Origin of the sequence: Streptomyces verrucosisporus (assembly GCF_017114865.1) — a bacterium.
Lineage (GTDB): Bacteria > Actinomycetota > Actinomycetes > Streptomycetales > Streptomycetaceae > Streptomyces > Streptomyces fenghuangensis.
In genome coordinates this window covers 70695-96222 of record NZ_JADEYH010000002.1, presented here as the reverse complement: position 1 = coordinate 96222, position 25528 = coordinate 70695, and the positions used below count along the sequence as shown (strand labels likewise).

Genomic DNA, 25528 nt, shown 5'->3' with positions numbered 1-25528 from the left:
CGCGCGGGCGTGACACGCGGGCGCGGACGGCTGCCGGGCCCGCGCCGGGCGGTGCGCGGCGGACCGTAGGGTTGCGGGCATGGGCAGGCGTGGGGCGGAGCGGCCGGTGGGGGCCGTCACGCGGGGAACGACGAATCCGAACCGGCTGCGGCGCATGGACCGCTGGATCGCCGCAGTCCACGGCCCCGCGCTGCGCCGCGCCGCCGGCCCTCACGGCCCCGTCGCCGTGGACCTGGGGTACGGCGCCGCGCCCTGGACGGCCGTCGAGCTGCTGGAACGGCTACGTACGGCGTGCGGGTCCGTGAGCGTCACCGGGATCGAGATCGATCCGGCGCGGGTCGAGGCGGCCCGCCCCTACGAGCGCCCCGGACTGGTCTTCGCCCACGGCGGTTTCGAGGTGCCGCTGCCGGGCGGGCGGCGGCCCGCGCTGATCCGGGCCGCGAACGTGCTGCGGCAGTACGACGAGGGGGAGGTTGCCCCCGTCTGGGACCGGCTGCGCGGCCGCCTGGCACCCGGTGGGCTGCTGGTGGAGGGGACGTGCGACGAGATCGGGCGGCGGCACGTGTGGGTGGCGATCGGCCCGGAGGGGCCGCGCACGGTGACGTTCGCGACCCGGCTCGGCTCCCTGGGCACCCCGTCCGACCTGGCCGAACGGCTGCCCAAGGCGCTCATCCACCGCAATGTGCCCGGTGAGCCGGTGCACGCCTTCCTGCTCGACCTGGACCGGGCCTGGGCGGCGGCCTCGCCGTACGCCGCGCTGGGTGCGCGCCAGCGCTGGATGCGTTCGGTGAAGGAGGTCGCCGCCCGCTGGCCGGTCCTGGACGGGCCGCGCCGCTGGCGCCAGGGCGAGGTCACCGTGCGGTGGGAGGCCCTGGCGCCGGGCGGCGGGGGCGGGAAGGGGACGTGAGGGCGCGGGGCCCGAATTCCTCGGGCCCTCGGCGCCCTCGGGGCCGGCCGCTCGACCGGCCGACTGGTCAGCCGGTCAGCTGCTTCTTTCCGGAGCCGCCGCTGACCTGGATCTTGCGCGGCTTGGCCTGCTCGGCCACCGGGATGCGCAGCGTCAGGACACCGGCGTCGTACGAGGCGTCGATCCGGTCGGTGTCGAGGGTGTCGCCGAGGAACAGCTGCCGGCTGAACTTGCCGGTGGGCCGCTCGGCGGCGATCCGCTCGGCGTCCTCCGGCCCGAGCCACCGGCGCTCGGCGTGGACGGTCAGGACGTTGCGCTCGACATCGAGGTCGATGCTCTCCGGGTCGACGCCGGGGAGGTCGAAGTGGACCACCACGTCGTCACCGGAACGGTAGGCGTCCATCGGCATTCCGACCGGGCGGGCCGTGGTGCCCAGCAGCTGCTCGGTGAGGCGGTCGAGCTCGCGGAACGGGTCGGTGCGCATCAGCATCACGGGTCATCTCCTTCCTCGGCACTGCGTCCTGTGATGCCCTCTGACTCTTGTATAACTCCAGGAAGGAAAATTGACAAGTGATGACTCAAGTCTGCTGAAATGGCAGCTCAGGGCAGGTGCTTCGGGTGTTGGTCGGGAGAACCGGGCCGGGGCTTCAGCCGAGGTGGAGGGCGGCCAGCAGGGCGTCGACGAGCAGCCGGTCCTGCTCCTGGGTGAGCCGCCGCCGGGCCTCCTGCGGGGGCAGCCACAGCAGCCGGTCCACCTCGTCGCCGGGAGTGAAGGCCCCGCCGGTCGCCTCGGCCGCCCAGTAGCGGACCTCCTTGGTCCGGCCGCCGGTCTCGTAGCGCGTGGTGGGCAGCACCGCACCCGGTGTGCAGGACATGCCGGTCTCCTCGCGCACCTCGCGCACCGCCGCGGGCAGGGCCGTCTCGCCCTGCTTGAGCTTGCCCTTGGGATGCGACCAGTCGTCCCACTTGGGGCGGTGGACGAGCGCGATCTCGATGTCCGCCCCGCCGGCGCGGGCGCCTTCGCCCGTCCCCCCGCCGGAGCGTGTACGGCGCCACAGCACACAGCCGGCCGCGCGGATCGTACGGGAGCGGGGGCCGGAGCCGGGGCCGGAACGTGAGCCGGAGCCGGAGTCCGAGCCGGGCGCGGGGCCGGCGCCCGGGCCGCCCATCAGCGGCCCCACTCCGCGCCGAAGGCCACCGGAGCCGCGTCCGTCCCCGGCGCCTGCTGGTCCGCTCCGGCGTGCCGGGCCCGGTGGACGGAGGCCGCCGGGCGCCACAGCCGCCCGAAGCCGAACCTCGCCGCCTCCACCTCGTGCCGCTGATCGGCGTGGAGCACCCCCAGCGCATAGGCGGTGGCGGGGGCGATACGGGGGGTACGGGCGGCGGCCGCCGCCGCCGAGGCCGCCTCGGCGGCGTCCCGGTGCCGGTCCAGCGCCCGGCTCGCGGCGGTCAGCGCGGGATCGTCGGCGCCCAGCACCTCGTGGGCGTAGCGGCGCAGCCGCACCAGCAGCCGCACCTGGTTCCAGGCCGCGTCCAGTTCCCCGTCCACGACGAGGGTGTGGGCGAACGCCTCGCCGTTGTACGACTGGCGGGCCCGGGTCAGCGGCAGCGCGTCCACCGCCTCAGCCACCCGCCGGTGGGCCAGCTCGGCCAGCGGCGGCAGCACGCCTGCGGCCGGGCGGGCGGCGGCCTCACCGGCCAGCGGCGCCTCGGAGGCCAGGACGGCGACCGCGTCGGCCACGGCGTGGAAGCGGGCCGAGCCGAGCGTCTGGAGGGCGGCGGAGTGGGCGCGGGTCCGGGCGAGGGTGAGCTGCCGCTCCAGCAGTGCCCCGGCGCGGGCCGCGCCGATCCCCAGGCCGCCGCCGGGCGAGGAGGAGCCGCGCCGGGCGGGCGGTCCGGCAGGGGCGGCGCCGTCGGCACCCGCGGTCCCCGACGGCGCCGACGACAGCCGGTGCAGCGCCCCCAGCAGCCGCTCCAGCCGCACCTCGTACGCCCGCTCCCGCCCCAGCACGCCCGACAGCCAGGCCAGCTCGGAGCCGAGCTGTTCGGCCCGGGCGGCCTCCGTCAGCGGCCGGTAGACCCGCAGCGCCGCGCCGACACGGCGGGCGCAGCGGCGCATCGTCCGCACGGCCTCGGCCGCGACGGCCGCCGACTCCGCGCTGCCCGCGCTCTCCTCGTGCAGCCGCAGGCCGCGCAGGAAACCGGTGGCCTGCCGGTGGAGGTATTCGGCCAGCACCTCGCCCGCCGTGGCCTCCCCCAGATCCGAGAGCACCTCGCCGGGGCCCTCGCGGACTTCCGGAAGCGTCCGCGGATACGGCTCCCCTCCCCCGTCGGCCGCGCTGAGGGGCAGGTCATGTGGCTGGACCACGTCGGCGCCTCCGGGCGTCGATGAGCATTTCCTGGACGTTCCGCAGGGGCCGTCCCTCGGCGTCGGTCGCATGGCGCGTCCACTCGCCGTCCGGGCCGAGGTGCCAGGAGGCGGTGGTGTCCGCCATGCCGGTCTCCAGCAGCCGGTCGAGGGCGGCCCGGTGGCCGGGGTCGGTGACCCGTACCAGCGCCTCGATGCGCCGGTCGAGGTTGCGGTGCATCATGTCGGCGCTGCCGATCCACACCTCCGGATCGCCTCCGCCCGCGAAGGCGAAGACCCGGGAGTGCTCCAGGAAGCGCCCCAGCACGCTGCGCACCCGGATGTTCTCCGACAGCCCCGCCACCCCCGGCCGCACCGCGCAGATGCCGCGCACCCACACGTCCACGGGCACCCCGGCCCGGGAGGCGCGGTAGAGGGAGTCGACGAGCGCCTCGTCGACGATCGAGTTGACCTTGATCCGCACATACGCCGGCCGCCCGGCCCGGTGGTGGGCCATCTCGCGGTTGACGCGCTGGATCAGCCCGTCGCGCAGCGAGCTGGGCGCGACCAGCAGCCGGCGGTAGGTGGTGCGGCGCGAGTAGCCCGACAGCCGGTTGAACAGGTCGGACAGATCGGCGCCGACCTGCGGGTCGGCCGTCAGCAGGCCCAGGTCCTCGTACAGGCGGGCGGTCTTGGGGTGGTAGTTGCCGGTGCCGACGTGGCTGTAGCGGCGCAGCGTCTCGCCCTCCTGCCGCACCACCAGCGACAGCTTGCAGTGCGTCTTGAGGCCGACGAGGCCGTAGACGACGTGGCAGCCGGCCTCCTCCAGCTTCCGCGCCCACTTGATGTTGGCCTGCTCGTCGAAGCGGGCCTTGATCTCCACCAGCACCAGCACCTGCTTGCCGGACTCGGCCGCGTCTATCAGCGCGTCCACGATCGGGGAGTCGCCGGAGGTGCGGTACAGCGTCTGCTTGATCGCCAGCACGTCCGGATCGGCCGCGGCCTGCTCCAGGAAGCGCTGCACGGAGGTGGAGAAGGAGTCGTAGGGGTGGTGCAGCAGCACGTCGCGCTCGCGCAGCGCACCGAAGACGTCGGGCGCGGACGCCGACTCGACCTCGGCCAGGTCGCGGTGAGTGCCGGCGACGAACTTGCGGTACTTCAGCTCCGGCCTGTCCAGCGAGGCGATCCCGAACAGGCCGGTGAGGTCCAGCGGGCCGGGCAGCGGGTAGACCTCGGCCTCGGTCACCTTCAGCTCGCGCACCAGCAGGTCCAGCACGTACGGGTCGATGGACTCCTCGACCTCCAGGCGCACCGGCGGGCCGAAGCGGCGCCGCATCAGCTCCTTCTCCAGCGCCATCAGCAGGTTCTCGGCGTCGTCCTCCTCCACCTCCAGGTCCTCGTTGCGGGTGACCCGGAACATGTGGTGGGCGAGGACCTCCATCCCGGGGAACAGCTCCTCCAGGTGGGCCGCGATCACGTCCTCGATCGGCACGTAGCGCTGCGGGGAGGCCTCCAGGAAGCGGGACAGCAGCGGCGGCACCTTCACCCGCGCGAAGTGGTTGTGCCCGCTGACCGGGTTGCGCACCACCACGGCCAGGTTCAGCGACAGCCCGGAGATGTAGGGGAAGGGGTGCGCCGGGTCCACCGCCAGCGGGGTCAGCACGGGGTAGATCTGCTGCCGGAAGAGGGTGAACAGGCGGGCCTGCTCCTTCTCCGTCAGGTCCGGCCAGCGCACCAGGTGGATGCCCTCGTCGGCCAGGGCGGGCAGGACGTCCTGCTGGAAGCAGGCGGCGTGCCGGGCCATGAGCTCGCGCGAGCGGTTCCAGATCAGCTCCAGCACCTCGCGCGGCTGGAGGCCGGAGGCGGAGCGGGTGGCCACGCCGGTGGCGATGCGGCGCTTGAGGCCGGCGACGCGCACCATGAAGAACTCGTCGAGGTTGCTGGCGAAGATGGCCAGGAAGTTCGCCCGCTCCAGCAGCGGCGTGGCGGGGTCCTCGGCCAGCTCCAGCACCCGCTCGTTGAAGGCGAGCCAGCTGCGCTCCCGGTCGAGGAAACGTCCCTGCGGCAGCTCCTCGTCCGCCCCGTCGGGGCCCTCGCCCTCCCGGTAGGCGTCGGAGTCGCTGTCGAGGTCGGGCTCGATCGCGTGCCCCGGCGTGATCATGGCGTGGGGACGCGAGGCGGCGATGGAACCGACTGAAGGCTGGACAGGCTGGCTCATTCCTCCATTGTTCCGCGCCGCCAGAGGCAACGGCGCGTCGGGAAGCTGCGGCCCGGGGCGTGGCCCCGGGGCCGACGCCTTCGGCACGACGGGCTGCATTCCGCGATGCTCGCAAGCGAGTTTGAATCGCCGGTTAAGCCGACATGGCTGTCAGGCGATCCCCGCACTTCGCGCGGGTGCCGGAAACCGGAACGATTCGCTCCGGCGAACCGTCGCGGCGGTGCTCCGGGAGTGTACGGCGGTGTGCGGTGGGTGCCGCCGGGGCGGGGTGGGCGGGGTACGAGCCGGGGCCGAGCGAGGCGGAATTTCCCGTTCGAGCGATTTTCGAACTCTCGTCACCCATAGTGACCGATACATCACTACTGTGGCCGATGGCGGCGATCCGGCGGTGCCCCGGACACCGGCCGCTGTGGAGTCGCGGGCCGGATCTGTGCGGCCTGTACGGGGTGACGGGCCGGGGGCGAGCCCGTTGGACACGGGCGTGACGGAGGGGACGGTGCACATGAGCACGGACAACTGCGGCAGGGACCGCTCGGACCACACCACGGACGGCGCGGACGGCGCTTCCTGGGAGGAGGACTGGGAGGACGACTACGGCCCGGCGGTCCGGGCCACCTGCCGCCAGATCAAGCTGTGGCGAGAAGGAGCGGGCCTGACGCAGCAGGAGCTGGGCGACGCCATCGGCTACAGCCTGGGCATGGTCTCGGCCGTCGAGCGCGCCAGGCGGCTGCCGCACCCGGACTTCCTGACCAAGGCGGACCGGGTCATGGGCGCGGACGGCAAGCTCGCCGCGATGAAGAAGGACGTGGAGGAGGCCCGGTACCCGAAGAAAGTGCGCGATCTGGCCAAGCTGGAGTCCGAGGCCGTCGAGCTGGGCGCGTACGCCAATCACAACATGCACGGCCTGTTGCAGACGGAGGAGTACACACGAGCGCTGTTCGAGATGCGGCTCCCACCATACGGTGAGGACGAGATCGACCGACAGGTGGCCGCTCGGATGGCCCGGCAGGAGATCTTCGGACGTCGGCCCGCCCCTCTGCTGACCTTTGTCCAGGAAGAGGTGACACTGCGGCGTCCGATCGGAGGCAGAATGGTGCTGCGTCGCCAGCTCGAACACCTTCTGGAAGTAGGCCAGTTGCGGAACGTCGAGATCCAGGTGATGCCGACAGACCGTGCAAAGCACGCGGGGATGGCCGGCGAACTTCGCGTACTGAAGATCAAGGACGGTACGACGGTGGGTTACTCCGAAGCTCAGCTGACCAGCCGTCTGGTCTCCGATCCCAGAGAGGTCCAGATCCTTGAGATGAGGTACGGGATGATCAGAGCGCAGGCCTTGCCTCCTCGGGAATCGCTGGCCTTCATCGAGAAACTACTGGGAGAGATCACATGACCTTCAAGCCCTCCGCCGGAGACGGCTCCGAGCTGAAGTGGACCAAGAGCAGCCACAGCAGCAACGACGGACCCGACTGCGTCGAGGTCGCGGCCACACCCGGCACCATCCACGTCCGCGACTCCAAGCGCATACGAGGCGCCCGGCTCGCCTTCGCACCGGGTGCATGGGCCGACTTCATCGCGCACACCGCAGGGCGCTGATCCGCGCCTGCGCCACGGCGTCCGGGTCCGGACGCCCGCCCCGAGGAACGTCGGCTTTCATCGGAAAACCGCTGGGAGAGATGACATGACCCTCAAGCCCTCCGCCGGAGACGGCTCGGAGCTGGAGTGGGCCAAGAGCAGTTACAGCACCAACGACGGCCCCGACTGCGTCGAGGTCGCGGCTACCCCCGGCACCGCCCACGTCCGCGACTCCAAGAACGCCCAGGGGCCCCGGCTCGCCTTCGCGCTGGAGGCATGGGCCGGCTTCACCGCGTACGCCGCCGGTCGCTGACCGGGTGGTCCACAGCCGTTCGGACTGAATGTCAGAGGTCGCCTCTACGTTCGTGTGCCATGACGACCACGGCATCAGCGGTGCACACCTACACCTATCTCCGGCCCTCGACCGTGCGCGGCGGCGCGGGCGGGCCCGAGCTGGGGCTGGAGACCTCGGGCGGGGCGACGCCGGCGGGGATGAGCGCGCATCCCCGGTTCTTCTCCGGGTTAGTGACCGCGCCCGAGGCCGCCGCCGCGGCTCTGCTGTCCGTCGCCGACGTGGCCTCGGCCCGCTACCACCAGCGCCTGGCGGCCGCGTCCCTCGATCCGGTGGTGACGGGCAACGGCGACCGGCTGCGGTTCGAGTCGTTCTCCGGCTGCTGCGGCGTCTACGCCCGTCTCGACATCCTCGGCGAGGGCCTGGACGGGGACGACATCGGCCACGGCACCACCAATGTGGACGTCAACAACCCGCTGCGCGAGGCACTGGTCCGGGTGGGCCCCTCCGATCCCCTCCATCTGCGGGTCGGTCCGGAGGAGATGGAGGTGACCACCTTCGACGGGCCGGTGGTGGAGAAGAAGGTGCCGCTGCCGGACCGCTGGCTGCGCGGCTTCGCCGAGACCCAGGTGATCGCCTCCGCCTTCGACCTGCGCGCGGAGGTCACCGCCGCCGAGGCGGTGCGCCTCCTGCGTTCCCTGCCGCGCACCCGTCCGGGTTCGGGGTCCGCTCTCTGGGTGGTGCAGGCCGGGCGTTCCCTGCGGCCGACCACCCGGCCCGTGCCCGGCGCCGTCTGCCTGCCCGGCCCGGACCGGCTCTCGGCCCTGCTGCGGGTGCTGCGCCACGCCACCGGGCTGCGCCTGTACGGGCCGCCCGCGACGACCGCGAGCGGCTCGGCGGCCTCCGCCTGGGAGCTGCTGCTGCCGGGGATGCGGCTCACCCTCGCCCTCTCCCCCGATCCCGCGCGCGGCTTCTCGGGCGAGGGCGCGGTGCTGGAGGCGCTGTCCGGTGAGGAGGCTGCCGAGGACGCCGATCTGGTCTCGGTGCTGCTGGCCTGGGAGCCGCGTGTGGACGTCGGGGAGCTGGCCCGGCGGTCGGGCCTGACGCCGCAGCGGGTGCGCGCCGCACTGACCGTGCTGGGCACCGCCGGACGGATCGGCTACGACACCGCCGAGGCGGCGTACTTCCACCGCGAGCTGCCCTACGACGCCGGGCGGGCCGAGCGGCACAACCCCCGGCTGCGCGCCGCCCGCGAGCTGGTGGCGGCCGGTGCGGTACGAGCGGAGGCCGACGGCACCTTCACCGTCGCCGCCGGCGACCACGACCACCGGGTGCGGTCCGGGAGCGAGGGGCTGAGCTGCACCTGCCGCTGGTGGGCCCGCTACCGGGGCGGGCGCGGCCCGTGCCGCCACGCCCTGGCCGTGCGCATCACCCTGGACGCCGGGGACACCACCATCGCTGCCACCACGGCGGGTGCCCGGTGATCGGCGCGGTAGGCGCCCCGGCCCGGCCGCCGCGCGGGCGGCCCAGTTCCGGCCCTCCGCCACCCCCGGTGTCGACGCTGCCGCCTTCGAGCGGGCCCTGGACGGCCTGGTCCGCCACGCCCACCGGGACCGCGACGGCCTGGTGCGGGCGCTGGAGCCGGTCATACGCGACCACCCCTTGAACACGCAGAACGGCTGGTGGGGCGATCCGAGGCAGGGACACATCCGTTACGTGGCGGCGGTGCTGTGCGGCGAGGACACCCCTCCCCCGCCGTCGGCGGCGGACGCCCATGCCTTGTGGTATCCGCGCGGACGCGACTTCACGCCCTTCGGGGAGGTCCTCGGGGCCCGTCTGCTGGAGGCCGCGTGGCGGGTGCTGAACGACCCGCCGCCGTTCCTGCTGGCCACCCCCACCACCGCCGACGGGCGGATCGACCCGGCCGAGCTGGTCGCACGCCTGGCCGAGTACGAGCGGGCGGGCGCCGTGCCCGGCCCTGCGATCTGGATCAGGCCCTGCTCCGGCTGGACGTGTCCGCCGCCGGCCCGGACGTCCTGGCCGCCACCGGACGGCTGGAGGGCGAGGCGGGGCTGCGGGTGCGCGCCTGGCTGGAGGCGGGCGGCCCGTCACTGCCCGAGCCGGTCCGCGGCGCGCGGCCCACGCACCGGGTCCACGGCTACGGCAGCCCCGTCGTCCGGGTGCGCCTCTCCAGGGAGGCGGTGGCCCTGCCCTGCCCGCTCGGCCCGGCCTTCCAGCGGCTGCTGGGCCGGTACATCGCCGACGGCAAGCGGGACGAGACGTCCTGGACCGGCAGTGCCCACCTGTGGCCGTCCGTCCTGCCCGTCCATCGCGAGCTGGTCGCCCTGCATCTGCAGCCCACCTTCGCCGCCACCGGCGACGAGGACCTGCGCGGCGGCGCGGCCCGGCTGCCCGCGCTGGCCGAGGCCGGGGGCGAGGCGGGAGAGGCCGTCCACCTGGGGCTGGCGCACACCCTGGGCGCGCGGCACCCGGAGGACCGCACCGCGGCCGTGGACGCGCTGCTGGTGCTGGCGGCGCGCGGCGATCTGGACGCGGCGCGGCTGGGCCGGGACGTGGCCGAGGCGGTGGCGGCCGGGACGGTGAAGCCGAACCGGCTGCTGGAGTCGCTGCGGGAGGCGGTGCGTGCCGGGGCCCCGGCCACGGTGTTCGCGGTGCTGGCCGCCGCGCTGCCGGGGATGCTGGCAGCGCCGGATCCGGTGCGGGGGCCGGTGCGGGGGCTGCCGGATCTGCTGGCGCTGGCCGCCGAGTGCGCCGGGACCTGCGGTGCGCGCGGTCCGGTCGGCGGGGTGGCCCAGGCCGCAGCCCGGGGCGAGAGCGGCCGCCTGGCGAAGGAGGCCCGCCGGCTGCGGGACGTACTGGGGGCATCCGCGGCAGCCTGATCCCGTCTCCGGCCGGCTCAGCCCTCTGTGCGGTACATCAGGTCCACCTCGTGGGTCTCGAACCCCAGCCCCTCGTAGACCTTCACGGCCGCGGTGTTGTCGGCGTCCACGTACAGCATCGCGGTCGGCAGGCCGCGGTCGCGGGCGAGGTAGCGCAGGCCCACCAGCGTCAGCGCCTTGCCCAGGCCGCCGCCCTGGGCGCCCGGGGTGACGCCGACGACGTAAACCTCGCCGAGCTGCTCGGCGCTGTGGACCTTCGTCCAGTGGAAGCCGAGCAGTTCCTCCCCCTCGCCCTCCCCGTCACGCCCGCCGCCGCGCACGGCGAGGAAGAAGCCCTTGGAGTCGAACCACGGCTCGGCCTTGCGGTCGTCCAGGTCGCGCTGGGTCATGCCGCCCTGCTCGGGGTGGTGGGCGAAGGCGGCGGCGTTGGCGGCCAGCCAGGCGGCGTCGTCGCGTCCGGGGACGAAGGTGCGCAGCCGCACGCCCGGCGGCAGCGACGGCTCGGGCAGGTCCAGGCCCGCCAGCGGGCGCCGCATCTGCCGCAGTTCGCGGAAGAGGGTGAGGCCGAGCAGCCGGGTCAGGTGGCGGGCGGCCGGGTGGCCGCCGTGCGCCCACACCCGCAGCCGCCGGCCCGACGCCTCCAGCAGCGCGCGGCCCAGGGCCAGTCCGTGGCCCTGGTTGCGGTGGTCGGGGTGGACGACGAACTCGCCGGTCGGGGCCTCGACCGGATCGGTGTCCTCCAGCTGTCCGTAACCGGCCAGCTCCCCCCGTTGCCAGAGCAGCAGGTGTCGTACGCCCGCGCGGCGCCCGCCGCGCAGCTGGAGGCGGCCCTGCTCGGAGACGGCCGGCTGGCCGTCCACCCGGGCGGCCTCGTCGATCAGCGCCTGGGCCTGCCGCACGGCCTCGGGCGTCAGCTCGTCCACAACCACCACGTCGCTCATAGGGAGAAGCCTACGCAGCATCGAAACCACTCGGTTACCAACGTGACAATGACACGCTACGCGCGTTGACCTAGGCTTCCCCCGCCATCAACGGCCACTTCCGGGCCAACTCACGGCCTCGACAAGGGAACAGAAGGGGACAGAACATGTCCACTCCGCCCAAGCGGTCTCCCCTCTCCCGCAGACTCACCGCAGCCGCGGCCGGTCTGCTGACCGTCGGCGCCCTCGGCGCCGCCATGCCCGCCGCCGCGCAGGACGCCCCGTCGGACGGTCCCGGCGCGCACGGCGACCGCGGCAGGCACCACGGCCGCACCGTCGACCTCCAGGTGCTCGCCATCAACGACTTCCACGGCAACCTGGAGCCCCCGGCCGGCTCCTCCGGCCGTGTGACCCACGAGCACCCCGACGGCACCACCGAGCAGATCGACGCGGGCGGCGCCGAGTACCTCGCCACCTCCCTGCGCGAGGCCCGCGAGGGCAACCCGTACTCGGTCACCGTCGCCCCCGGCGACATCGTCGGCGCCAGCCCGCTGCTGTCGGGCCTCTTCCACGACGAGCCCACCATCGAGGCGATGAACGCGCTCGGCATGGACGTCGTGGGCGTCGGCAACCACGAGTTCGACGAGGGCGCGGCCGAGCTCAAGCGCCTGCAGAGGGGCGGCTGCCACCCCGAGGACGGCTGCTACGACGAGGGCCGCACCTTCGGCGGCGCCGACTTCCCGATCCTCGCGGCCAACGTCGTCGACGAGAAGACCGGCAAGCCGCTGATGGCCCCCTACACCGTCAAGAGGATGAAGGGCGTCAGGGTCGGCTTCATCGGCGTCACGCTGGAGGGTACGCCCGACATCGTCTCGGCCGAGGGCGTCAAGGGACTGAAGTTCCTCGACGAGGCCGAGACCATCGACAAGTACACCAAGGAGCTGCGCCGCAAGGGCGTCAACGCCGTCATCGCGCTGATCCACGAGGGCGGCGCCCTGCCCTCCAGCGCCTACAACGCCGACTGCGGCAAGGACGGCGGCAAGCTCTCCGGCCCGATCGTCGACATCGCGAAGCGGACGAACGCGGGCGTGGACGCGCTGATCACCGGCCACACCCACCAGTCGTACGTCTGCTCCATCCCCGACCCGCGGGGCGAGGACCGCCTGGTCACCTCCGCCGCCTCCTACGGCCGGCTGTTCACCGAGCTGAACATGGAGTACGACCGCCGCACCCGCGACATCGTGCGCGCCTCGGTGGAGGGCACCAACCGCGTCGTCCACCGCAACCAGGAGAAGGCCGCCGACCTCACCTCCCTGATCGACTACTGGAAGGGGCTGGCCGCGCCCGTCGCGGGCCGTCCCATCGGCTGGATCTCCGAGGACATCACCGCCGACCGCACCGTGCCCGAGTCCCCGCTGGGCGACCTGATCGCCGACGCGCAGCTCGCCCACGCCCGCGGGCTGGACCCGGAGGCCGACCTGGCGCTGATGAACCCCGGAGGCATCCGCTCCGACCTGGTGCACGCGGCCTCCGGCGCCGAGGGCGACGGCGTGGTGACGTACGCCGAGGGCTTCACCGTCCAGCCCTTCTCCAACACCGTCAACCTGACCACCCTCACCGGCGAGCAGCTTCTGACGGTGCTGCGCGAGCAGGTCAGCGGCGCCAACGAGGCCTCCCCGAAGATCCTCCAGGTCTCCTCCGGCCTCACCTACACCCTCGACCTCAGCCGGTCCGGCGCGGACCGGATCGTCGCGGACTCGGTGCGGCTGAACGGCGAGCCGATCGACCCGTCGGCCTCCTACCGCGTCGCGGTCAACTCCTTCCTGGCGGGCGGCGGCGACGGCTTCCCGACGCTGGCGCAGGGCACCGACCCGCTGGTGGGCGGCGACGACCTGGCCGCCCTCCAGGACTACCTGACCGCCAACTCCTCCGCCACCGACCCGATCGACGCCCCGGCGGCGGACCGGATCACGGTCATCCGGTAACCCCCCACGGCGGATGACCCTCCCTCCGCGGGCCGCCTTCCCCCGGCCCGCAGAGCTCCCCCACAACGCCGCCGACCGGTCACCCGACCGGTCGGCGGCGTTCTTCACGGCTCCCCCGAGGCCTCGGACCACGCGCCGCCGCCCGGGTGGAGATCCGGCGCCGGCAGGGGTGGAAACGGCGTGCGCGGCATGGTCCGGTACCAGGGCCGGAATGCTTGTGCGCGTCGGTTCGCCGATTTGGCCGCCCCGGCGTCCGGTCACCCGGAGCGCGGGGCCGCCCGCGCGCCGGGTGACCCGTGGCATCGAACCTTGACCGATTGCCACCGAAGTGGCCGGGCGCTGGTCAAGGCGCCTTGACCAGCGCCCGGTCCCCTTGAGCCGCAGGGCGTCCGCGCCGATCTAGGCCCTGCTTGATGTCGGCGATCGAGATGCTGTCCGCAGTGGTGTTGCCCGACGAAGGGACGGACACCGGGAGGCGTTTGGTGTTGAAGATGTTGAGGACATCGGCGGCGTGCGCCGAAGCGGTGGTGGCCAGCAGGGCGCCGCTCGCGGCGGCCACGGCGAGGATGCGGGAAGTGATCTTCATGGACTGGGAACGACCGGATCATGTAAACGTCACCAGGCCCCCGCAGATCCAGTTTCAACGGCAGGAACCACTGACGGTCCCAACCGGTCAAGTCCGATGTCACGGGACAGGCACGGCTGCCCCAGTGCGGTGAAGGGCGTCCTGCGCACAGGCGTGCGCCTGTTCCCCCTGGCGGATGGTGTGAGGACTTGGCGCGGGTGGCCCCGACAATTCCCAGAGAGACTCCTGGGTAGTGTTCACGACAGCGATGGGAGTTACGGGTGAGTCCAACACAACGGTACGGGGATCTGGAGCTCTCGTTCCAGCCGACGTACCAGGGAGTTCCGGTCGGGGCCCTGTTGTCGTACTTCCAGAGTTCTGACGACGTTCCGCCGGAACTGATCAGCACCGGGCAGAAACTGGGGCCGGACGGGATGCAGGGCGCCGCGGGTGTGCTGATGCTGAAGGACTGCTCAGCGGACCAGAGTCTGCTGCGGAAGCCGGTGCGGTGGATTAAGGTCGCCCAACTGCCCGATTTCGGCCCCAACTCCTGGGGGGTGTGGCGTCCGATCCCTCCTGAGGGGTACGTCGCCCTGGGGGACATCGTGCACCTCTGGGATTGGCCGAGTGACCAGATCGTGGGCTCGGCGGGCATGGTGGCGTGTGTGAAGCGGGGCGTGCACACCGACGGGCGCACCTACGTGCGTCAGGGGGAGTGCGGGAATCTGATCTACGAGTCCAGCGGGGGGACGAGGCTGTGGTCGGTCGTCGCGCCTCCCTACCCGGACGGTGACCTGGACGAGCACCTGTACCTGCCGGTGGGTAACTTCACCGGGGTGAAGACCTCCGGCAAGCCGGCGCCGACAGAGAGCACCTGGATCCTGGACCTGCCCGCGGTCATCGAGAAGCACGACGGCCCGAAGATCCCGGAGCTGACCTCGCACGCCCGTCCTCCGGCGCAGACCGTGATCACCGACCGCACCGTCACCGTGCCTTACTACATGGTCCGTGACGACAGCCGCGACGAGAAGTGGAAGGTGGAGAACTCCCCCTTCTACAAGCTGCGCCGCAAGCGCCACTTCGAACTGATCCTGTTCCGCGACAACCAGAACGGCAGCCAGCCTCAGAACGAGTCGCAGGCGGTCACCACCGGCGTCACCCAGGAGAGCAGTTCCGCCTTCTGTGAGAGCACTGGTGTCACCGTGGGCATGGAGATCGGCGTGTCGGCCGGCGGCAAGCCGTTCGGTATCGGCGTCGAGACGACGGTCACCGCGTCGATGTCCACCACCGTGGAAATGGGCTACGAGCGCCGCAACAGCGTCAGCTCGATGCGCCAGGAAACCAAGACCCGCGGACTGACCATCCCCCCGTACAGTTCCGCGTGCCTGTGGATGGAACACCACACCCTGCTGCCGGTGCGCGCCAACGGCGACACCCTGGGCGACCAGGCCGCCCTGGGCTTCACCACGGACTACTACGTCACCGGCCAGTACCCCAACGACGCCGATGTCCAGACCTGGGAAGAGGACGACGCAGGCACCCGCACGCTCCAGCCTCTCCAGCGCCTTGCCGAGGAGCAGGTACTGACCGTGTAGGCCCGCCCTGGCGCACGGGCCGCCGCCGACCCCGCGAAGGTGCGCGTCCCCGCCACCGGCGGCCAGGTCCGGCTCCAGGTGCTGTTCACGTACAGCCGCAGGGGTCACCGAACGTCACGACTACAGATGGAGGAGCGATGTCCGTCGACATCCGTCACCTGTTCGACACGAAACTTCCCGAGATCTTCGCCCGGCAACCGGACAAGGCAACGGCGATCAATGCCGTCTTCTTGATGGAGATCACGGGCGACGGAGGTATTTGGACGGTCGATGCCTCGCCGAGCGGCCCCAAGGTCACGAAGGGAGCGACCGGCACACCGCAGACCACCCTCTCCATCAGGGCTGAAGACTTCCAGAGGGTCTACGAGGACGACAGCGCACTGATGCCGCTGTATTTCGCCGGTAAGGCGAAAATCACGGGTGACCAGGTGGCAAGCACGCGGCTGAGCAGGCTGCTGGAGATGTGCCGCAGCTAGCCCCGCGATCGGGCTCAGCGCCACCAGCTGCCTTCGACCATCGGCGGCGCTGAGCCCGGCGACATCGAACCGCTGCTGGTCTTCGAGGGGAACATGCCGGCCGTGGACCAGGACGATGCGGTCCGCGTCACCGGCACCGTGGGCGAGTTCGAGATCGCCGAGGTCGAGCGGGAACTCGGCGTGGACCTCGCGGAGACGCTGTACGAGGAGTACGAGGGCGGCCCCTACATCAGGGCCCGGCGCATCGCCGAGGACGTGGAGCTGGACTGAGCGGCGCCCGGTTTCCGCCGGGTCCCGGCACCGGGCCGGGACCCGGCACCGGAAAACGCTTCGACGCCGTGCGCCGCCCCGCCTAGGCTCGGCCGCCATGACCACCCTTCGGACGTTCCACGGCATCCCCGTCCTGATGTGCGCCGACGAGGGCGCGGCCATCGGGGAGCGCGAGGCGCTGGACCTGATCGGCGACGCCGGCTACCAGGGCGCCCGGTGGGTCGCCGTGCCCGCCGGGCGTCTGCACGAGGACTTCTTCCGGCTGAGCACCGGCCTCGCCGGGGAGATCGTCCAGAAGTTCGCCAACTACCGCCTGGGACTCGCCGTCGTCGGCGACGTCTCCGCCCGTACGGCGGCCGGCACGGCGCTGCGGGACTTCGTCCGCGAGTGCGACCGTGGACGGCAGACGTGGTTCGTCGCCGACGAGACGGAACTCGCCGAGCGCCTCGCCCCGTAGCGCGTCCCGCGCCGTCCCGCGCCGTTCCGCCGCGGCGCGCCGACCCGTGCCCTACGGCCGTCCCATGGAGTTCCGCGAGATCGGCGACCGACGGTCCCCGCAGCGTCGCTCGATCGAAGAGGACGTCGCCCGGGCCGGGGTCGAGGTCGTGGAGATCCCCGAGCCGGCGGCCGCGGCCCGAGAACCCAACGCCCACCTCGCGACCGGAGGATCAGACGGTCAGGGGCGCTGATCCGGCGGGGGCACCGGGGCGCCGGGGAGGCGCAGGACGGCTTCCGTGCCGCCGCCCGGGGCCGGGTGGAGGGCGATCTCGCCGCCGCTGCGGCGCACGGTGCGGGCCACGATGGCCAGGCCCAGCCCGGAGCCGGGGAGGCTGCGGGCGGACGGGGAGCGCCAGAAGCGGTCGAAGACGTGGGGGAGTTCGTCCTCGGGGATGCCGGGGCCGCGGTCGCGTACGCGCAGGGCGCCGGTGGAGCCGTCGAGGCGGACGTCGATCGTCCCACCGGGCGGGGAGAACTTCACCGCGTTGTCCAGCAGGTTGACCACCGCCCTCTCCAGCGCGGCGGGTTCGGCGCGCACGTACCAGGGGGCCAGGTCGCGGGTGATGGTGATGTCCGAGCCGCGCAGCCGGGCGCGTTCCACGGCTCGTTCGGCGGTCTCGTGCAGGCCGGTGATCTCCACCGGCCCGCCGGCGGGCGCCGCGTCGGGCCGGGACAGCTCCTGGAGGTCGCCGATGAGGGCGGCGAGTTCGCCGATCTGGGCGCGCACCGACTCCAGCAGTTCCCGGCGGTCCCCGGGCGGCAGCGGGCGGGCGGCCTGTTCGCTGCGCACCAGCAGGTCGATGTTGGTGCGCAGCGAGGTCAGCGGGGTGCGCAGCTCGTGTCCGGCGTCGGCGATCAGCTGCTGCTGGAGGTCACGGGAGGTGGCCAGGGCGGCGGTCATGGCGTTGAAGGAGCGCGACAGGCGGGCGATCTCGTCGTCGCCCTCGACGGGGATGCGGACGGCCAGGTCCTCGGTGCGTGCGACGTGCTCGACCGCGCCCGTCAGCCGGTCCACCGGGCGCAGGCCGGCGCGCGCGAGCAGGACGCCGGCGCCCGCCGCGCCGAGCACGCCGGTGGCGGCGACCAGGCCGAGGACGAGGGCGAGGGTGCCCAGGCTCTGGTCGATCTCGGCCATCGGGCGGGCCACGGTGACGGCGGCGTCCGTGCCGCGCAGGGGGGTGGTGAGCACCCGGTACTCCTCGCCCCCCGCGGTGACGGTGTGCAGGGCCTCCGCGCGCTCCCCGCGGGCGACGGCCACGTCGGCGGCGGAGACCGGCAGGGGCCGCTCCCCGAAGGCCATGCAGTTGTCGCCGTCGCGGTCCACGAGCTGCACGGTGGAGTCGAACGGGTTGGGGGTCTCCAGCCGTTCCCGCTCCGGAACGGCCCGGCACTGCCCGGCGCGTACGAGGTTGATGAGCTGACGGTCGGGGACCCGGTTGGCGTGCAGGGCGTCGTCGAGGGAGTCGACGAGCTGCGCCCGCACCAGGAGCCAGGCGGCCAGCGAGCACGCCGCCACCGCGACCGTCACGGCCGCCGCGACCAGCAGCGCCAGGCGCGAGCGCAGTGGCAGGGAGTTGAGCCGGGACGTCACGGGCGCGCCTCTCCCGGCGCGGGGCCGGCGGTGCTGCCCGAGGCGTCCCGCAGGACGTAGCCGACGCCGCGCACGGTGTGCACCAGGCGCGGCTCGCCGCCCGCCTCGGTCTTGCGGCGCAGGTACATCACGTACACGTCCAGGGAGTTGGAGGAGGGCTCGAAGTCGAAGCCCCAGACGGCCTTGAGGATCTGCTCGCGGGTGAGGACCTGACGCGGATGGGCCATGAACATCTCCAGCAGCGTGAACTCCGTGCGCGTCAGCTCCACCGGCCGCCCGCCGCGGGTGACCTCGCGCGTGGTGAGGTCCATGCGCAGGTCGGCGAAGGAGAGCACCTCGGTCCGCTCGGCGCCGGCCTGCTCGCGGGCGTAGGAGCCGCGGCGCAGCAGGGCGCGGATGCGGGCCAGCAGCTCGTCCAGTTCGAACGGTTTGACCAGGTAGTCGTCCGCGCCCGCGTCCAGGCCGGTGACGCGGTCGCCGACGGTGTCGCGGGCGGTGAGCATCAGCACGGGGACGGTCACCCCCCTCGCACGCAGCCGCCGGGCGGCGGTCAGCCCGTCCATGCGCGGCATCAGCACGTCCAGGATCACCAGGTCGGGGCGGTACGCCTCCACCCGGCACAGCGCCTCCAGGCCGTCGGCGGCGAGCTCGGTCTCGTAGCCCTCGAAGGCCAGGCTGCGGCGCAGGGCCTCCCGTACGGCCGGCTCGTCGTCGACGACCAGCACGCGCGCGGGCGGGGCGGGACGGGACGCGGAGGGAGAGACGTTGGTGGTCATGGTGGCGAGTGTCGCACCCGCCTCATCCGCCGGCGCGCAGCTCGTCGAGGATCTCCTTGACGTCGTCGACGGGCACGGCGAAGCCCAGGCCGACGCTGCCCGCCTCGGCGGCGGTGGAGGCGTTGCCGTGGATGGCGGAGTTGATGCCGACGACGCGGCCGTTCATGTCGACCAGCGGTCCGCCGGAGTTGCCGGGGTTGAGGGAGGCGTCGGTCTGGATGGCCTCGTAGGTGGTGGTCTCGGGGCCCAGCTCGCCGTTGTACCGGTCGCCGTCGAACTCGAAGGGCCAGGACCGGTCGTCCCTGGGCCGGCCTTCCTCGCCCGTCCGCTCCACGGTGACCTCGCGGCCCTTGGCGGAGACGATGCCGCTGGTGACCGTGCCCGACAGGCCCTGGGGCGAGCCGAAGGCGACGACGCGGTCGCCGACGCGGACGGATTCGGAGTCGCCGAGCTCGGCGGGGGTGAGGTCGCCCGCGCCCTCGACCCGGATCAGTGCCATGTCGAGGTCGGGCTCGGTGCCGACGATCTCGGCGCGGGCGGTGCCGCCGTCGAAGAAGGTGACCTCGATCTCGGTGGCGCCGGAGACGACGTGGTTGTTGGTGAGGATCTCGCCGTCCTCGGAGATCACCACGCCGGATCCGGTGGCGGAACCTGAGCGGGAGGAGGCGCCGATCTCCACGACGCTGGGGGTGACGGCCTCGACGACCTCGGTGACACCGGTGCCGGTGTCGGAGGCGTTGGTTCCGGGGACGGGGAAGGTGGCGGCGGGCGCGGCGCCGTTCCCGAACGTCCCGGCGGCCAGGGTCGCCGTACCGCCGCCGACCGCGGCGGCCACGATCGCCACGGCCGCCAGCAGCCCGACCGGGCGGCGCGCCCGCCGCCGGGCGTGCGCGCCGGGGGCGGGGTCAGGATCGGGTTCGGGGGCGGGGGCCGGGACGGGGGGCTCGTACGGCGGGCGGGGCGGATACGCGCGGTTCGTCTCGTGGTCGCTCATGCGCACAACCGTGCGCGTCCGGAATGAGAACTTTATGAGGACGGGCTGAAACCCGGGGAAGAACCGCCTCCGGGGCGCCCCGGCCCCGGTTCCTCCAGTCCCGTCAGCCGCCGCAGCCGCAGGAGCGGCGCACCACCAGCCCCGAGGGGAACTGGCGCACGCGCTCGCGCCTCGAGCCCGTCGTGCGCACCCCGTCGTCCAGCACCAGGTCGACCGCCGCGCGGGCCATCGCCTCGCGGTCCGAGCCCACCGTCGTCAGCGGCGGGTCGGTCAGCGCCGCCTCCTTGACGTCGTCGAAGCCGGCCACCGCCAGCTCGCCGGGCACGTCGATGCCCAGCTCGCGGGCGGCGCGCAGCACACCGATGGCCTGGTCGTCGGTGGCGCACACCAGCGCGGGCGGGCGGTCGGGGCCGGCCAGCAGGTCCAGGGCGACGCGGTAGGTGTCGTAGCGGTTGTAGGGGGCCTGGAAGAGGCGGCCGTCGGTGGAGCGGCCGGCCTCCTTCATCGCCCGGCGCCAGCCCTCGACGTGGTCGGTGACCGGGTCTCCGTAGGCGGGAGTGGACTCCACGCCGCCCAGGCAGGCCACGTATTCGTGGCCGTGCTCCAGCAGGTGCCGGGTGACCATCTGGGCGCCGCCGACATCGTCGAGGACGACGGCCACGTCGTCGATCGCCTCGGGCCGCCGGTGCAGCAGCACCACGCGCGCGTCCCACGCCTCTATCTCGGCGGCGGCGCGCTCGCTGGGGCCCTGGCTGATCAGGATCAGGCCCGAGACGCGCATGCCGAGGAAGGCCCGCAGATAGTGCACCTCGCGCTCATCGAGGTAGTCGGAGTTGCCGACGAGGACCATCTTCCCGCGGTCGGCGGCGGCCTGTTCGACCGCGTGCGCCATCTCCGCGAAGAACGGCTGCCGGGCATCGGGGACGATCAGCCCTATCAGGTCGGTGCGCCGGGACGCCATCGCCTGCGCGACCCGGTCCGGCCGGTATCCCAGCTCCTTGATAGCGGCGAGCACGCGCTCGCGGGTCGCCGGCGCGACCGGCCGCGGCCCATCGTTTATCACATAACTGACGACCGCGGTCGACGTACCCGCCAGTCTCGCCACATCGTCCCGCGTCACCTTCGCCACAGCGGGAAGTCTACGCGCGCCGACTCAGTCCCCTCCCCGGCGAGCGGCGGTCCTCCGCCCGCTCCCGGCCGCTTCCCCGCCGACACCGTTCGCCGCGTCCTGCGCCATCCTCTCGGCGGCGTCCACGGTCGCCTTCGCGTCCTTGCGCGCCTTGCGCTCCTCGGGGGTCGGCTCCTTCTTCTCCGGCAGCACGAAGCGGTAGCCGACGTTGCGCACGGTACCGATCAGCGCCTCGTGCTCCGGGCCGAGCTTGGCCCGCAGCCGCCGTACGTGGACGTCGACGGTCCGGGTGCCGCCGAAGTAGTCGTAGCCCCACACCTCCTGGAGGAGCTGCGCCCTGGTGAACACCCGGCCGGGGTGCTGCGCCAGGTACTTCAGCAGCTCGAACTCCTTGAAGGTCAGGTCCAGCACGCGCCCCTTGAGCTTGGCGCTGTAGGTGGCCTCGTCCACCGACAGGTCGCCGGTGCGGATCTCCGCCGGGCCGTCCTCGCCGGAGATCTGCCGCCGTCCGGTGGCCAGCCGCAGCCGGGCCTCGACCTCGGCCGGGCCGGCGGTGTCCAGCAGTACGTCGTCCACGCCCCACTCGGCGGTGACGGCCGCGAGACCGCCCTCGGTGACCACCAGGATCAGCGGGCAGCCCGGCCCCGTGGAGCGCAGCAGCTGGCACAGGGAGCGCACCTGCGGCAGGTCGCGGCGGCCGTCGATCAGGACGGCGTCGGCGCCGGGAGTGTCCACCAGCGCCGGGCCCTCGGCCGGGGCCACACGGACGTTGTGCAGCAGCAGGCCGAGCGCGGGCAGGACTTCGGTGGAGGGCTGGAGGGCGTTGGTCAGCAGGAGTAGTGAGCTCATGACGTCGAGTCCTTCCCCGGCCCCGTGGTGGGGCGTGTGGCGGCACTGCTTCGTACTGCGCTCCGAAAGCACGAAAGGACCCGGGGGCGGCGCTGCCCGGATCCTTCTTGTCATCGACAATATCCCACATGAGCGAGGATGCGGAGGGGAAGGAAGGGCTTTCCCGTGGCGGGGCGGTCACCGAGGGTGTCCGGGGCGCGGGGTGGCGGACGCCTCCGCGCACGCTCCTGCGGGCACGGCTGCGGACCGACGACGGGGTGGGCATAGACGCCTGCCACCAGCCGCGCGAGGGGGGTTCCGACGGCCGGGACGAGGGCACGGCACGGGCCGCCGGACGGGGCCCGGCGATCGTCGTCGCGCACGGCTTCACCGGCTCGCTGGAACGGCCCGCGGTGCGACGAGTGTCACAGGTCTTCGCCCGGCATGCGGACGTGATCACGTTCTCCTTCCGCGGGCACGGCCGCTCCGGCGGGCGCTCCACGGTCGGCGACCGGGAGGTGCTCGACCTCGCCGCGGCGGTGCGCTGGGCGCGTTCGCTGGGGCACTCGGCGGTGGTGACGGCGGGCTTCTCGATGGGCGGCTCGGTGGTGCTGCGGCACGCGGCGCTGCACCGGACGGAGGCGGGCGGGGAGGCGGGCGGTGCCGGGCCGGCCGCCGGTGCCGGGCCGGCCGCCGGTGCCGGTGACGGTGACGCTGCGCACAGGATGCACCGGGGGCGCACAGGTGCACACACCGATGCGGTTGTCGCCGTGAGCGCCCCCGCCCGCTGGTACTACCGGGGCACCCCGGCCATGCGGCGGGTCCACTGGGCGATCCAGCACCCCGCCGGGCGCCTGGTCTCCCGCTACGGGCTGCGCACCCGCATCCACCACCGGGACTGGGACCCGGTGCCGCTGTCGCCGGTGGAGGCCGCGCCGCTGATCGCCCCGACCCCGCTGCTGGTGGTGCACGGCGACCGGGACGCCTACTTCCCGCTGGACCACCCGTACTCGCTGGTGGAGGCGGCCGGTCCGGCGGCCGCGGAGCTGTGGATCGAGCGCGGCTTCGGACACGCCGAGAACGCCGCGCCCCCGGAGCTGCTGGAGCGGATCGCCGCCTGGGCGACGGCGCGGACCGGGCGGGCGCCGCGCCATCATGGTGACGGCACGACGGACGGCTGAGAGGGACACACCATGCCGAGCGGCATGATCCGCTACTGGGCCGCGGCCAAGGCCGCCGCCGGGATCACCGAGGAGAGATACGAGGCCCACACGCTGGCCGAGGCACTGGCCGAGGCGCGCCGGCGGCACGCCGGCCGGCCGGACTTCGACCGGGTGCTGGGCCTGTGCTCCTTCCTGGTGGACGGCGAGCCGGTCGGCAAGCGCGACCACCACCTGGTCCGACTGATCGAGGGCGGCACCGTCGAGGTGCTTCCCCCCTTCGCGGGAGGCTCCCGATGACCGACCAGCAGTACCCGCCCGGGCAGCCGTACGGCTCGCAGCCCGGCCCCTACGGCCATGAGTACGGCCGCGAGCACGACCACGGCCACGGCCCTTCGGGTCACACGGGCCCCGCGTACGGCGGGTACGACGCGTACGGCGGGCACGGCGGACAGGAGGCGTACGCGGAGCACGGCGGACAGGAGAGGTACGGCCGGTACCAGCAGCACGAGCAGTACCAGCACTACGACCAGCACGGCCGGTACGCCGCCCCGGGCCGGGAGCCGTACGGCGCACCCGGCGTCCCCGCGCCGCCCCACCACCCCGGCCCAGGACCCCTGCCGCCGGAGCGGACCGGCGCGCCCGGCGCGGCGTCAGCCGCTCACACCGCCACCGCCGCGGCCCCCGCCACCGCTCCCACCGCCGCGGCCGGTTCCGCCACCGGCGCCCCGCGGCGCACCGGCAGTCCGATCATCGCGCCGGGCCTGACACCCGCCGCACTCACCGCCCTCCTGGCCGTGCTGCTCGCGGCCACCGCCCAGCTCTCCCGCCCGGTGTCGGCCGTCGCCGTGGTACTGCTCCAGGCGGTCACGGCCGCGGGCTGGTTCCGGCTCAACGGCATGTGGCCCGCGCGGCAGGGCATCGCCCTGGCGTTCCTGGCGGGCGTCACAGCGGACATCGCCCTGCTGGCGCTCGGTGTCGAGCACACCTCGGCCGTCGTCATCGGCACGCTCGGGGCGTGGGTCCTGTTCGTCCTCGTCCTCCAGCTGCGCAACCACTCCTCGCCCGACGAGCGCCTGTACGCCCTGACGGCCGGGGTCACCTCCACCGCCCTCGCGGTGCTCGCCACCGGCCATCTGGCCGCCGAGCCCGACGCGGTGACGGTCGGCGCGCTCGCCGTGGCGGCCGCCGCGCTCGCCCGGGCGCTGCCGCTGCCGCAGGCGGTCTCCGTGGTCGTCTCGCTGTCGGCCGCGGCGGGCGCGGGTGCCACCGCCGGGCAGTTCACCTCCCTGGGCGGCTCCGGCGCGGTGCTGGGACTGGCGGCCGGGGTGTGCGCGCTGATCGGGCTGCGTGTGGCGAGCTATGACTTCCCCTCCCGGTTCGTCCACATGACGGCCGGCGTGGCACTGCCGCTGACCGCCGCCGTGCCGGCGGTCTACCTGCTCGGCAGGGCGCTCGTGTAGGGGCGCACGGCGGGCGGCGCACGGGTTCGGGGGCGGCGGGCCCGGCCGCCGCATGGGGTCCGGTGGTACAGACCTGTCACAGGACACCACGGGTTAGGCTCGCCGGAACCCGATCGGCCTCTGTCGGCGTCGATCAAATCGACCAGTCCGATCAGCGCGACCAGTCCGACCGACCCGACCGCACCCGGCCACCCTGGGGGGACCACCACGATGCGCGCACTCAAAGCCCTGCTGGGACTTCTCGTCCTCTTCGGCGGCCTGTTCGTCGGCGCCGACCGGCTGGCGGTGAACTTCGCCGAGGACGAGGTCGCCGAGAAGGTCCGGAGTTCCAGGGGCCTGGACGAGCGGCCCGCCGTGGAGATCAACGGCTTCCCCTTCCTGACCCAGGTCGTGGGCAAGGAACTGGAGTCGGTGGACGCCACGATGAACGGGCTGACGGTCCAGGTCGGCGGGCGCGACGTGGACGTGACCGAGGTGGACGTGCACCTCGGCGACGTGCGACTGGAGAACAACTTCTCCTCCGCCGTCGCCGACCGGGCCACCGGCAGCGCGCGGATCAGCTACCAGGATCTGACCGAGGCGGGCGCGAAGGGCGCCTCACTCGCCTACGCCGGCGCGGAGCGGGCCGCGAAGAACCAGGTGAGGCTGGACGTGAACCTCACCCTCGTGGAACTCACCCTGCACAGCTCGCTGAAGGTGGAGAACGGCGACACCGTCGCGCTGCACGCCGAGGACCTGCCCGACCTGCCCGTGGCCGAGGACATGGTGCGGGCGCAGATAGACCGCAAGCTGGAGATCACCGGTCTTCCCAGGGGGCTGAAGCTGGAGAGGGCGGAGGTGGACGAGAAGGGCGTCGTGCTGCACCTGAGCGGCTCGAACGTGGATCTGGCCGGCTGACGCCGGGCCGGACCACCGCCCGCTCCGCTCGCCGGGCCCCTCACGCACCGCCCCTCACGCACCGCCTCCGCACCGCCACCACGTCCACTCTTCGAGACACGCGAGTCCGCTCCTCAGAAACCCTCTCCCCGGCGTCCGCGCATCC

The 25528-nt window shown here is 73.3% G+C and carries 27 protein-coding genes; 16 read left to right on the top strand and 11 right to left on the bottom strand.

Annotation, left to right across the window (positions count from 1 at the left end; genetic code table 11):
• Positions 1–79 precede the first annotated feature (79 nt).
• Positions 80–907: a class I SAM-dependent methyltransferase gene (locus IQ279_RS03345; protein WP_206346780.1), complete on the top strand. Its 828-nt coding sequence runs from the start codon at positions 80–82 to the stop codon at positions 905–907.
• A gap of 67 nt (positions 908–974) precedes the next feature.
• Here IQ279_RS03345 and IQ279_RS03340 read toward each other — a convergent pair whose 3' ends face one another.
• The 4 genes from IQ279_RS03340 to IQ279_RS03325 form a co-directional block, all read right to left on the bottom strand.
• Positions 975–1397 carry an Hsp20/alpha crystallin family protein gene (locus IQ279_RS03340; protein ID WP_206346779.1) on the bottom strand — a complete coding sequence of 141 codons (423 nt, stop codon included), beginning with the start codon at positions 1395–1397 and terminating at the stop codon, positions 975–977.
• A 157-nt stretch (positions 1398–1554) separates the two neighbouring features.
• On the bottom strand, positions 1555–2076 hold the full coding sequence (locus tag IQ279_RS03335; protein ID WP_206346778.1) for an NUDIX hydrolase: 522 nt from the start codon (positions 2074–2076) through the stop codon (positions 1555–1557).
• Positions 2076–3275, bottom strand: a complete 1200-nt coding sequence (locus IQ279_RS03330; RefSeq protein WP_307792113.1) for a CHAD domain-containing protein — start codon at positions 3273–3275, stop codon at positions 2076–2078. Before IQ279_RS03330 ends, IQ279_RS03335 begins: the two co-directional genes overlap by 1 nt.
• On the bottom strand, positions 3259–5472 hold the full coding sequence (locus IQ279_RS03325; RefSeq protein ID WP_241027543.1) for an RNA degradosome polyphosphate kinase: 2214 nt from the start codon (positions 5470–5472) through the stop codon (positions 3259–3261). Before IQ279_RS03325 ends, IQ279_RS03330 begins: the two co-directional genes overlap by 17 nt.
• A 502-nt stretch (positions 5473–5974) precedes the next feature.
• On the opposite strand from IQ279_RS03325, the gene IQ279_RS03320 reads away from it, so the two are divergent.
• From IQ279_RS03320 to IQ279_RS03300, 5 genes are all read left to right on the top strand, one after another.
• Entirely contained in the window at positions 5975–6862 is an 888-nt protein-coding gene (locus IQ279_RS03320) for a helix-turn-helix domain-containing protein (RefSeq protein WP_206346775.1), read from the top strand.
• Complete coding sequence (locus IQ279_RS03315) at positions 6859–7065, top strand: DUF397 domain-containing protein (RefSeq protein WP_206346774.1); 207 nt, start codon at positions 6859–6861, stop codon at positions 7063–7065. Before IQ279_RS03320 ends, IQ279_RS03315 begins: the two co-directional genes overlap by 4 nt.
• Positions 7066–7150: 85 nt before the next feature.
• Positions 7151–7357 (top strand): DUF397 domain-containing protein, encoded by a 207-nt coding sequence (locus tag IQ279_RS03310; RefSeq protein ID WP_206346773.1) that lies wholly within the window; start codon positions 7151–7153, stop codon positions 7355–7357.
• A 59-nt stretch (positions 7358–7416) separates the two neighbouring features.
• Positions 7417–8820, top strand: a complete 1404-nt coding sequence (locus IQ279_RS03305; protein WP_206346772.1) for an SWIM zinc finger family protein — start codon at positions 7417–7419, stop codon at positions 8818–8820.
• A gap of 528 nt (positions 8821–9348) precedes the next feature.
• On the top strand, positions 9349–10236 hold the full coding sequence (locus IQ279_RS03300; RefSeq protein WP_206346771.1) for a hypothetical protein: 888 nt from the start codon (positions 9349–9351) through the stop codon (positions 10234–10236).
• Between the two features lie 17 nt (positions 10237–10253).
• Here IQ279_RS03300 and mshD read toward each other — a convergent pair whose 3' ends face one another.
• Positions 10254–11177 carry a mycothiol synthase gene (mshD, locus tag IQ279_RS03295; protein ID WP_241027542.1) on the bottom strand — a complete coding sequence of 308 codons (924 nt, stop codon included), beginning with the start codon at positions 11175–11177 and terminating at the stop codon, positions 10254–10256.
• Positions 11178–11323: 146 nt separating this feature from the next.
• Here mshD and IQ279_RS03290 point away from each other — a divergent pair, with 146 nt between their 5' ends.
• A complete protein-coding gene (locus tag IQ279_RS03290; protein WP_206346769.1) occupies positions 11324–13141 on the top strand; it encodes a bifunctional metallophosphatase/5'-nucleotidase in 1818 nt (605 codons plus the stop codon).
• Between the two features lie 343 nt (positions 13142–13484).
• Here the strand turns inward: IQ279_RS03290 and IQ279_RS03285 are convergent, their stop codons facing one another.
• Positions 13485–13727 (bottom strand): hypothetical protein, encoded by a 243-nt coding sequence (locus IQ279_RS03285; protein WP_206346768.1) that lies wholly within the window; start codon positions 13725–13727, stop codon positions 13485–13487.
• A 260-nt stretch (positions 13728–13987) separates the two neighbouring features.
• On the opposite strand from IQ279_RS03285, the gene IQ279_RS28435 reads away from it, so the two are divergent.
• The 5 genes from IQ279_RS28435 (at position 13988) to IQ279_RS03260 (ending at position 16736) form a co-directional block, all read left to right on the top strand.
• On the top strand, positions 13988–15301 hold the full coding sequence (locus IQ279_RS28435; protein WP_206346767.1) for a hypothetical protein: 1314 nt from the start codon (positions 13988–13990) through the stop codon (positions 15299–15301).
• Between the two features lie 137 nt (positions 15302–15438).
• Positions 15439–15777, top strand: coding sequence for an SCP2 sterol-binding domain-containing protein (locus IQ279_RS03275; protein WP_206346766.1), 339 nt, complete (start codon positions 15439–15441; stop codon positions 15775–15777).
• A gap of 102 nt (positions 15778–15879) precedes the next feature.
• Positions 15880–16047, top strand: a complete 168-nt coding sequence (locus IQ279_RS03270) for a hypothetical protein (RefSeq protein ID WP_206346765.1) — start codon at positions 15880–15882, stop codon at positions 16045–16047.
• Positions 16048–16144: 97 nt separating this feature from the next.
• Complete coding sequence (locus tag IQ279_RS03265; protein ID WP_206346764.1) at positions 16145–16504, top strand: DUF4180 domain-containing protein; 360 nt, start codon at positions 16145–16147, stop codon at positions 16502–16504.
• 64 nt (positions 16505–16568) lie between these two features.
• On the top strand, positions 16569–16736 hold the full coding sequence (locus tag IQ279_RS03260) for a hypothetical protein (protein WP_206346763.1): 168 nt from the start codon (positions 16569–16571) through the stop codon (positions 16734–16736).
• Here the strand turns inward: IQ279_RS03260 and IQ279_RS03255 are convergent.
• The 5 genes from IQ279_RS03255 to IQ279_RS03235 all read right to left on the bottom strand — a co-directional run bounded on the left by IQ279_RS03255 (position 16724) and on the right by IQ279_RS03235 (position 21884).
• The gene (locus IQ279_RS03255; protein ID WP_206346762.1) at positions 16724–18136 is read right to left on the bottom strand and encodes a HAMP domain-containing sensor histidine kinase; all 1413 of its coding nucleotides are present in this window, start codon (positions 18134–18136) and stop codon (positions 16724–16726) included. The genes IQ279_RS03260 and IQ279_RS03255 overlap by 13 nt on opposite strands.
• The gene (locus tag IQ279_RS03250; protein ID WP_206346761.1) at positions 18133–18912 is read right to left on the bottom strand and encodes a response regulator transcription factor; all 780 of its coding nucleotides are present in this window, start codon (positions 18910–18912) and stop codon (positions 18133–18135) included. The genes IQ279_RS03255 and IQ279_RS03250 overlap by 4 nt, the downstream gene beginning before the upstream one ends.
• Positions 18913–18934: 22 nt before the next feature.
• The gene (locus IQ279_RS03245) at positions 18935–19906 is read right to left on the bottom strand and encodes a S1C family serine protease (protein ID WP_206346760.1); all 972 of its coding nucleotides are present in this window, start codon (positions 19904–19906) and stop codon (positions 18935–18937) included.
• A gap of 103 nt (positions 19907–20009) precedes the next feature.
• Positions 20010–21035 (bottom strand): LacI family DNA-binding transcriptional regulator, encoded by a 1026-nt coding sequence (locus IQ279_RS03240; RefSeq protein ID WP_206346759.1) that lies wholly within the window; start codon positions 21033–21035, stop codon positions 20010–20012.
• A 24-nt stretch (positions 21036–21059) separates the two neighbouring features.
• Positions 21060–21884 (bottom strand): response regulator transcription factor, encoded by an 825-nt coding sequence (locus tag IQ279_RS03235; protein WP_206346758.1) that lies wholly within the window; start codon positions 21882–21884, stop codon positions 21060–21062.
• 239 nt (positions 21885–22123) lie between these two features.
• On the opposite strand from IQ279_RS03235, the gene IQ279_RS03230 reads away from it, so the two are divergent.
• From IQ279_RS03230 to IQ279_RS03215, 4 genes are all read left to right on the top strand, one after another.
• Complete coding sequence (locus IQ279_RS03230; protein WP_372445074.1) at positions 22124–23044, top strand: alpha/beta hydrolase; 921 nt, start codon at positions 22124–22126, stop codon at positions 23042–23044.
• 12 nt (positions 23045–23056) lie between these two features.
• The gene (locus IQ279_RS03225; protein WP_206346756.1) at positions 23057–23323 is read left to right on the top strand and encodes a MoaD/ThiS family protein; all 267 of its coding nucleotides are present in this window, start codon (positions 23057–23059) and stop codon (positions 23321–23323) included.
• On the top strand, positions 23320–24486 hold the full coding sequence (locus tag IQ279_RS27720) for a hypothetical protein (protein WP_241027541.1): 1167 nt from the start codon (positions 23320–23322) through the stop codon (positions 24484–24486). Before IQ279_RS03225 ends, IQ279_RS27720 begins: the two co-directional genes overlap by 4 nt.
• Positions 24487–24696: 210 nt before the next feature.
• Entirely contained in the window at positions 24697–25383 is a 687-nt protein-coding gene (locus IQ279_RS03215; RefSeq protein WP_206346755.1) for an LmeA family phospholipid-binding protein, read from the top strand.
• The last annotated feature ends 145 nt before the right edge of the window (positions 25384–25528 follow it).

Excerpts from the sequence above, each read along its gene's own strand:
- IQ279_RS03340 (WP_206346779.1), bottom strand. The coding sequence starts at position 1,397 with ATGCTGATGCGCACCGACCCGTTCCGCGAGCTCGACCGCCTCACCGAG.
- IQ279_RS03310 (WP_206346773.1), top strand. The coding sequence starts at position 7,151 with ATGACCCTCAAGCCCTCCGCCGGAGACGGCTCGGAGCTGGAGTGGGCC.
- IQ279_RS03315 (WP_206346774.1), top strand. The coding sequence starts at position 6,859 with ATGACCTTCAAGCCCTCCGCCGGAGACGGCTCCGAGCTGAAGTGGACC.
- IQ279_RS03260 (WP_206346763.1), top strand. The coding sequence starts at position 16,569 with ATGGAGTTCCGCGAGATCGGCGACCGACGGTCCCCGCAGCGTCGCTCG.
- IQ279_RS03225 (WP_206346756.1), top strand. The coding sequence starts at position 23,057 with ATGCCGAGCGGCATGATCCGCTACTGGGCCGCGGCCAAGGCCGCCGCC.
- IQ279_RS03345 (WP_206346780.1), top strand. The coding sequence starts at position 80 with ATGGGCAGGCGTGGGGCGGAGCGGCCGGTGGGGGCCGTCACGCGGGGA.
- mshD (WP_241027542.1), bottom strand. The coding sequence starts at position 11,177 with ATGAGCGACGTGGTGGTTGTGGACGAGCTGACGCCCGAGGCCGTGCGG.
- IQ279_RS03250 (WP_206346761.1), bottom strand. The coding sequence starts at position 18,912 with ATGACCACCAACGTCTCTCCCTCCGCGTCCCGTCCCGCCCCGCCCGCG.
- IQ279_RS03235 (WP_206346758.1), bottom strand. The coding sequence starts at position 21,884 with ATGAGCTCACTACTCCTGCTGACCAACGCCCTCCAGCCCTCCACCGAA.
- IQ279_RS03245 (WP_206346760.1), bottom strand. The coding sequence starts at position 19,906 with ATGAGCGACCACGAGACGAACCGCGCGTATCCGCCCCGCCCGCCGTAC.
- IQ279_RS03275 (WP_206346766.1), top strand. The coding sequence starts at position 15,439 with ATGTCCGTCGACATCCGTCACCTGTTCGACACGAAACTTCCCGAGATC.
- IQ279_RS03325 (WP_241027543.1), bottom strand. The coding sequence starts at position 5,472 with ATGAGCCAGCCTGTCCAGCCTTCAGTCGGTTCCATCGCCGCCTCGCGT.
- IQ279_RS03215 (WP_206346755.1), top strand. The coding sequence starts at position 24,697 with ATGCGCGCACTCAAAGCCCTGCTGGGACTTCTCGTCCTCTTCGGCGGC.
- IQ279_RS27720 (WP_241027541.1), top strand. The coding sequence starts at position 23,320 with ATGACCGACCAGCAGTACCCGCCCGGGCAGCCGTACGGCTCGCAGCCC.
- IQ279_RS03335 (WP_206346778.1), bottom strand. The coding sequence starts at position 2,076 with ATGGGCGGCCCGGGCGCCGGCCCCGCGCCCGGCTCGGACTCCGGCTCC.
- IQ279_RS03265 (WP_206346764.1), top strand. The coding sequence starts at position 16,145 with ATGACCACCCTTCGGACGTTCCACGGCATCCCCGTCCTGATGTGCGCC.
- IQ279_RS03290 (WP_206346769.1), top strand. The coding sequence starts at position 11,324 with ATGTCCACTCCGCCCAAGCGGTCTCCCCTCTCCCGCAGACTCACCGCA.
- IQ279_RS03305 (WP_206346772.1), top strand. The coding sequence starts at position 7,417 with ATGACGACCACGGCATCAGCGGTGCACACCTACACCTATCTCCGGCCC.
- IQ279_RS03320 (WP_206346775.1), top strand. The coding sequence starts at position 5,975 with ATGAGCACGGACAACTGCGGCAGGGACCGCTCGGACCACACCACGGAC.
- IQ279_RS03285 (WP_206346768.1), bottom strand. The coding sequence starts at position 13,727 with ATGAAGATCACTTCCCGCATCCTCGCCGTGGCCGCCGCGAGCGGCGCC.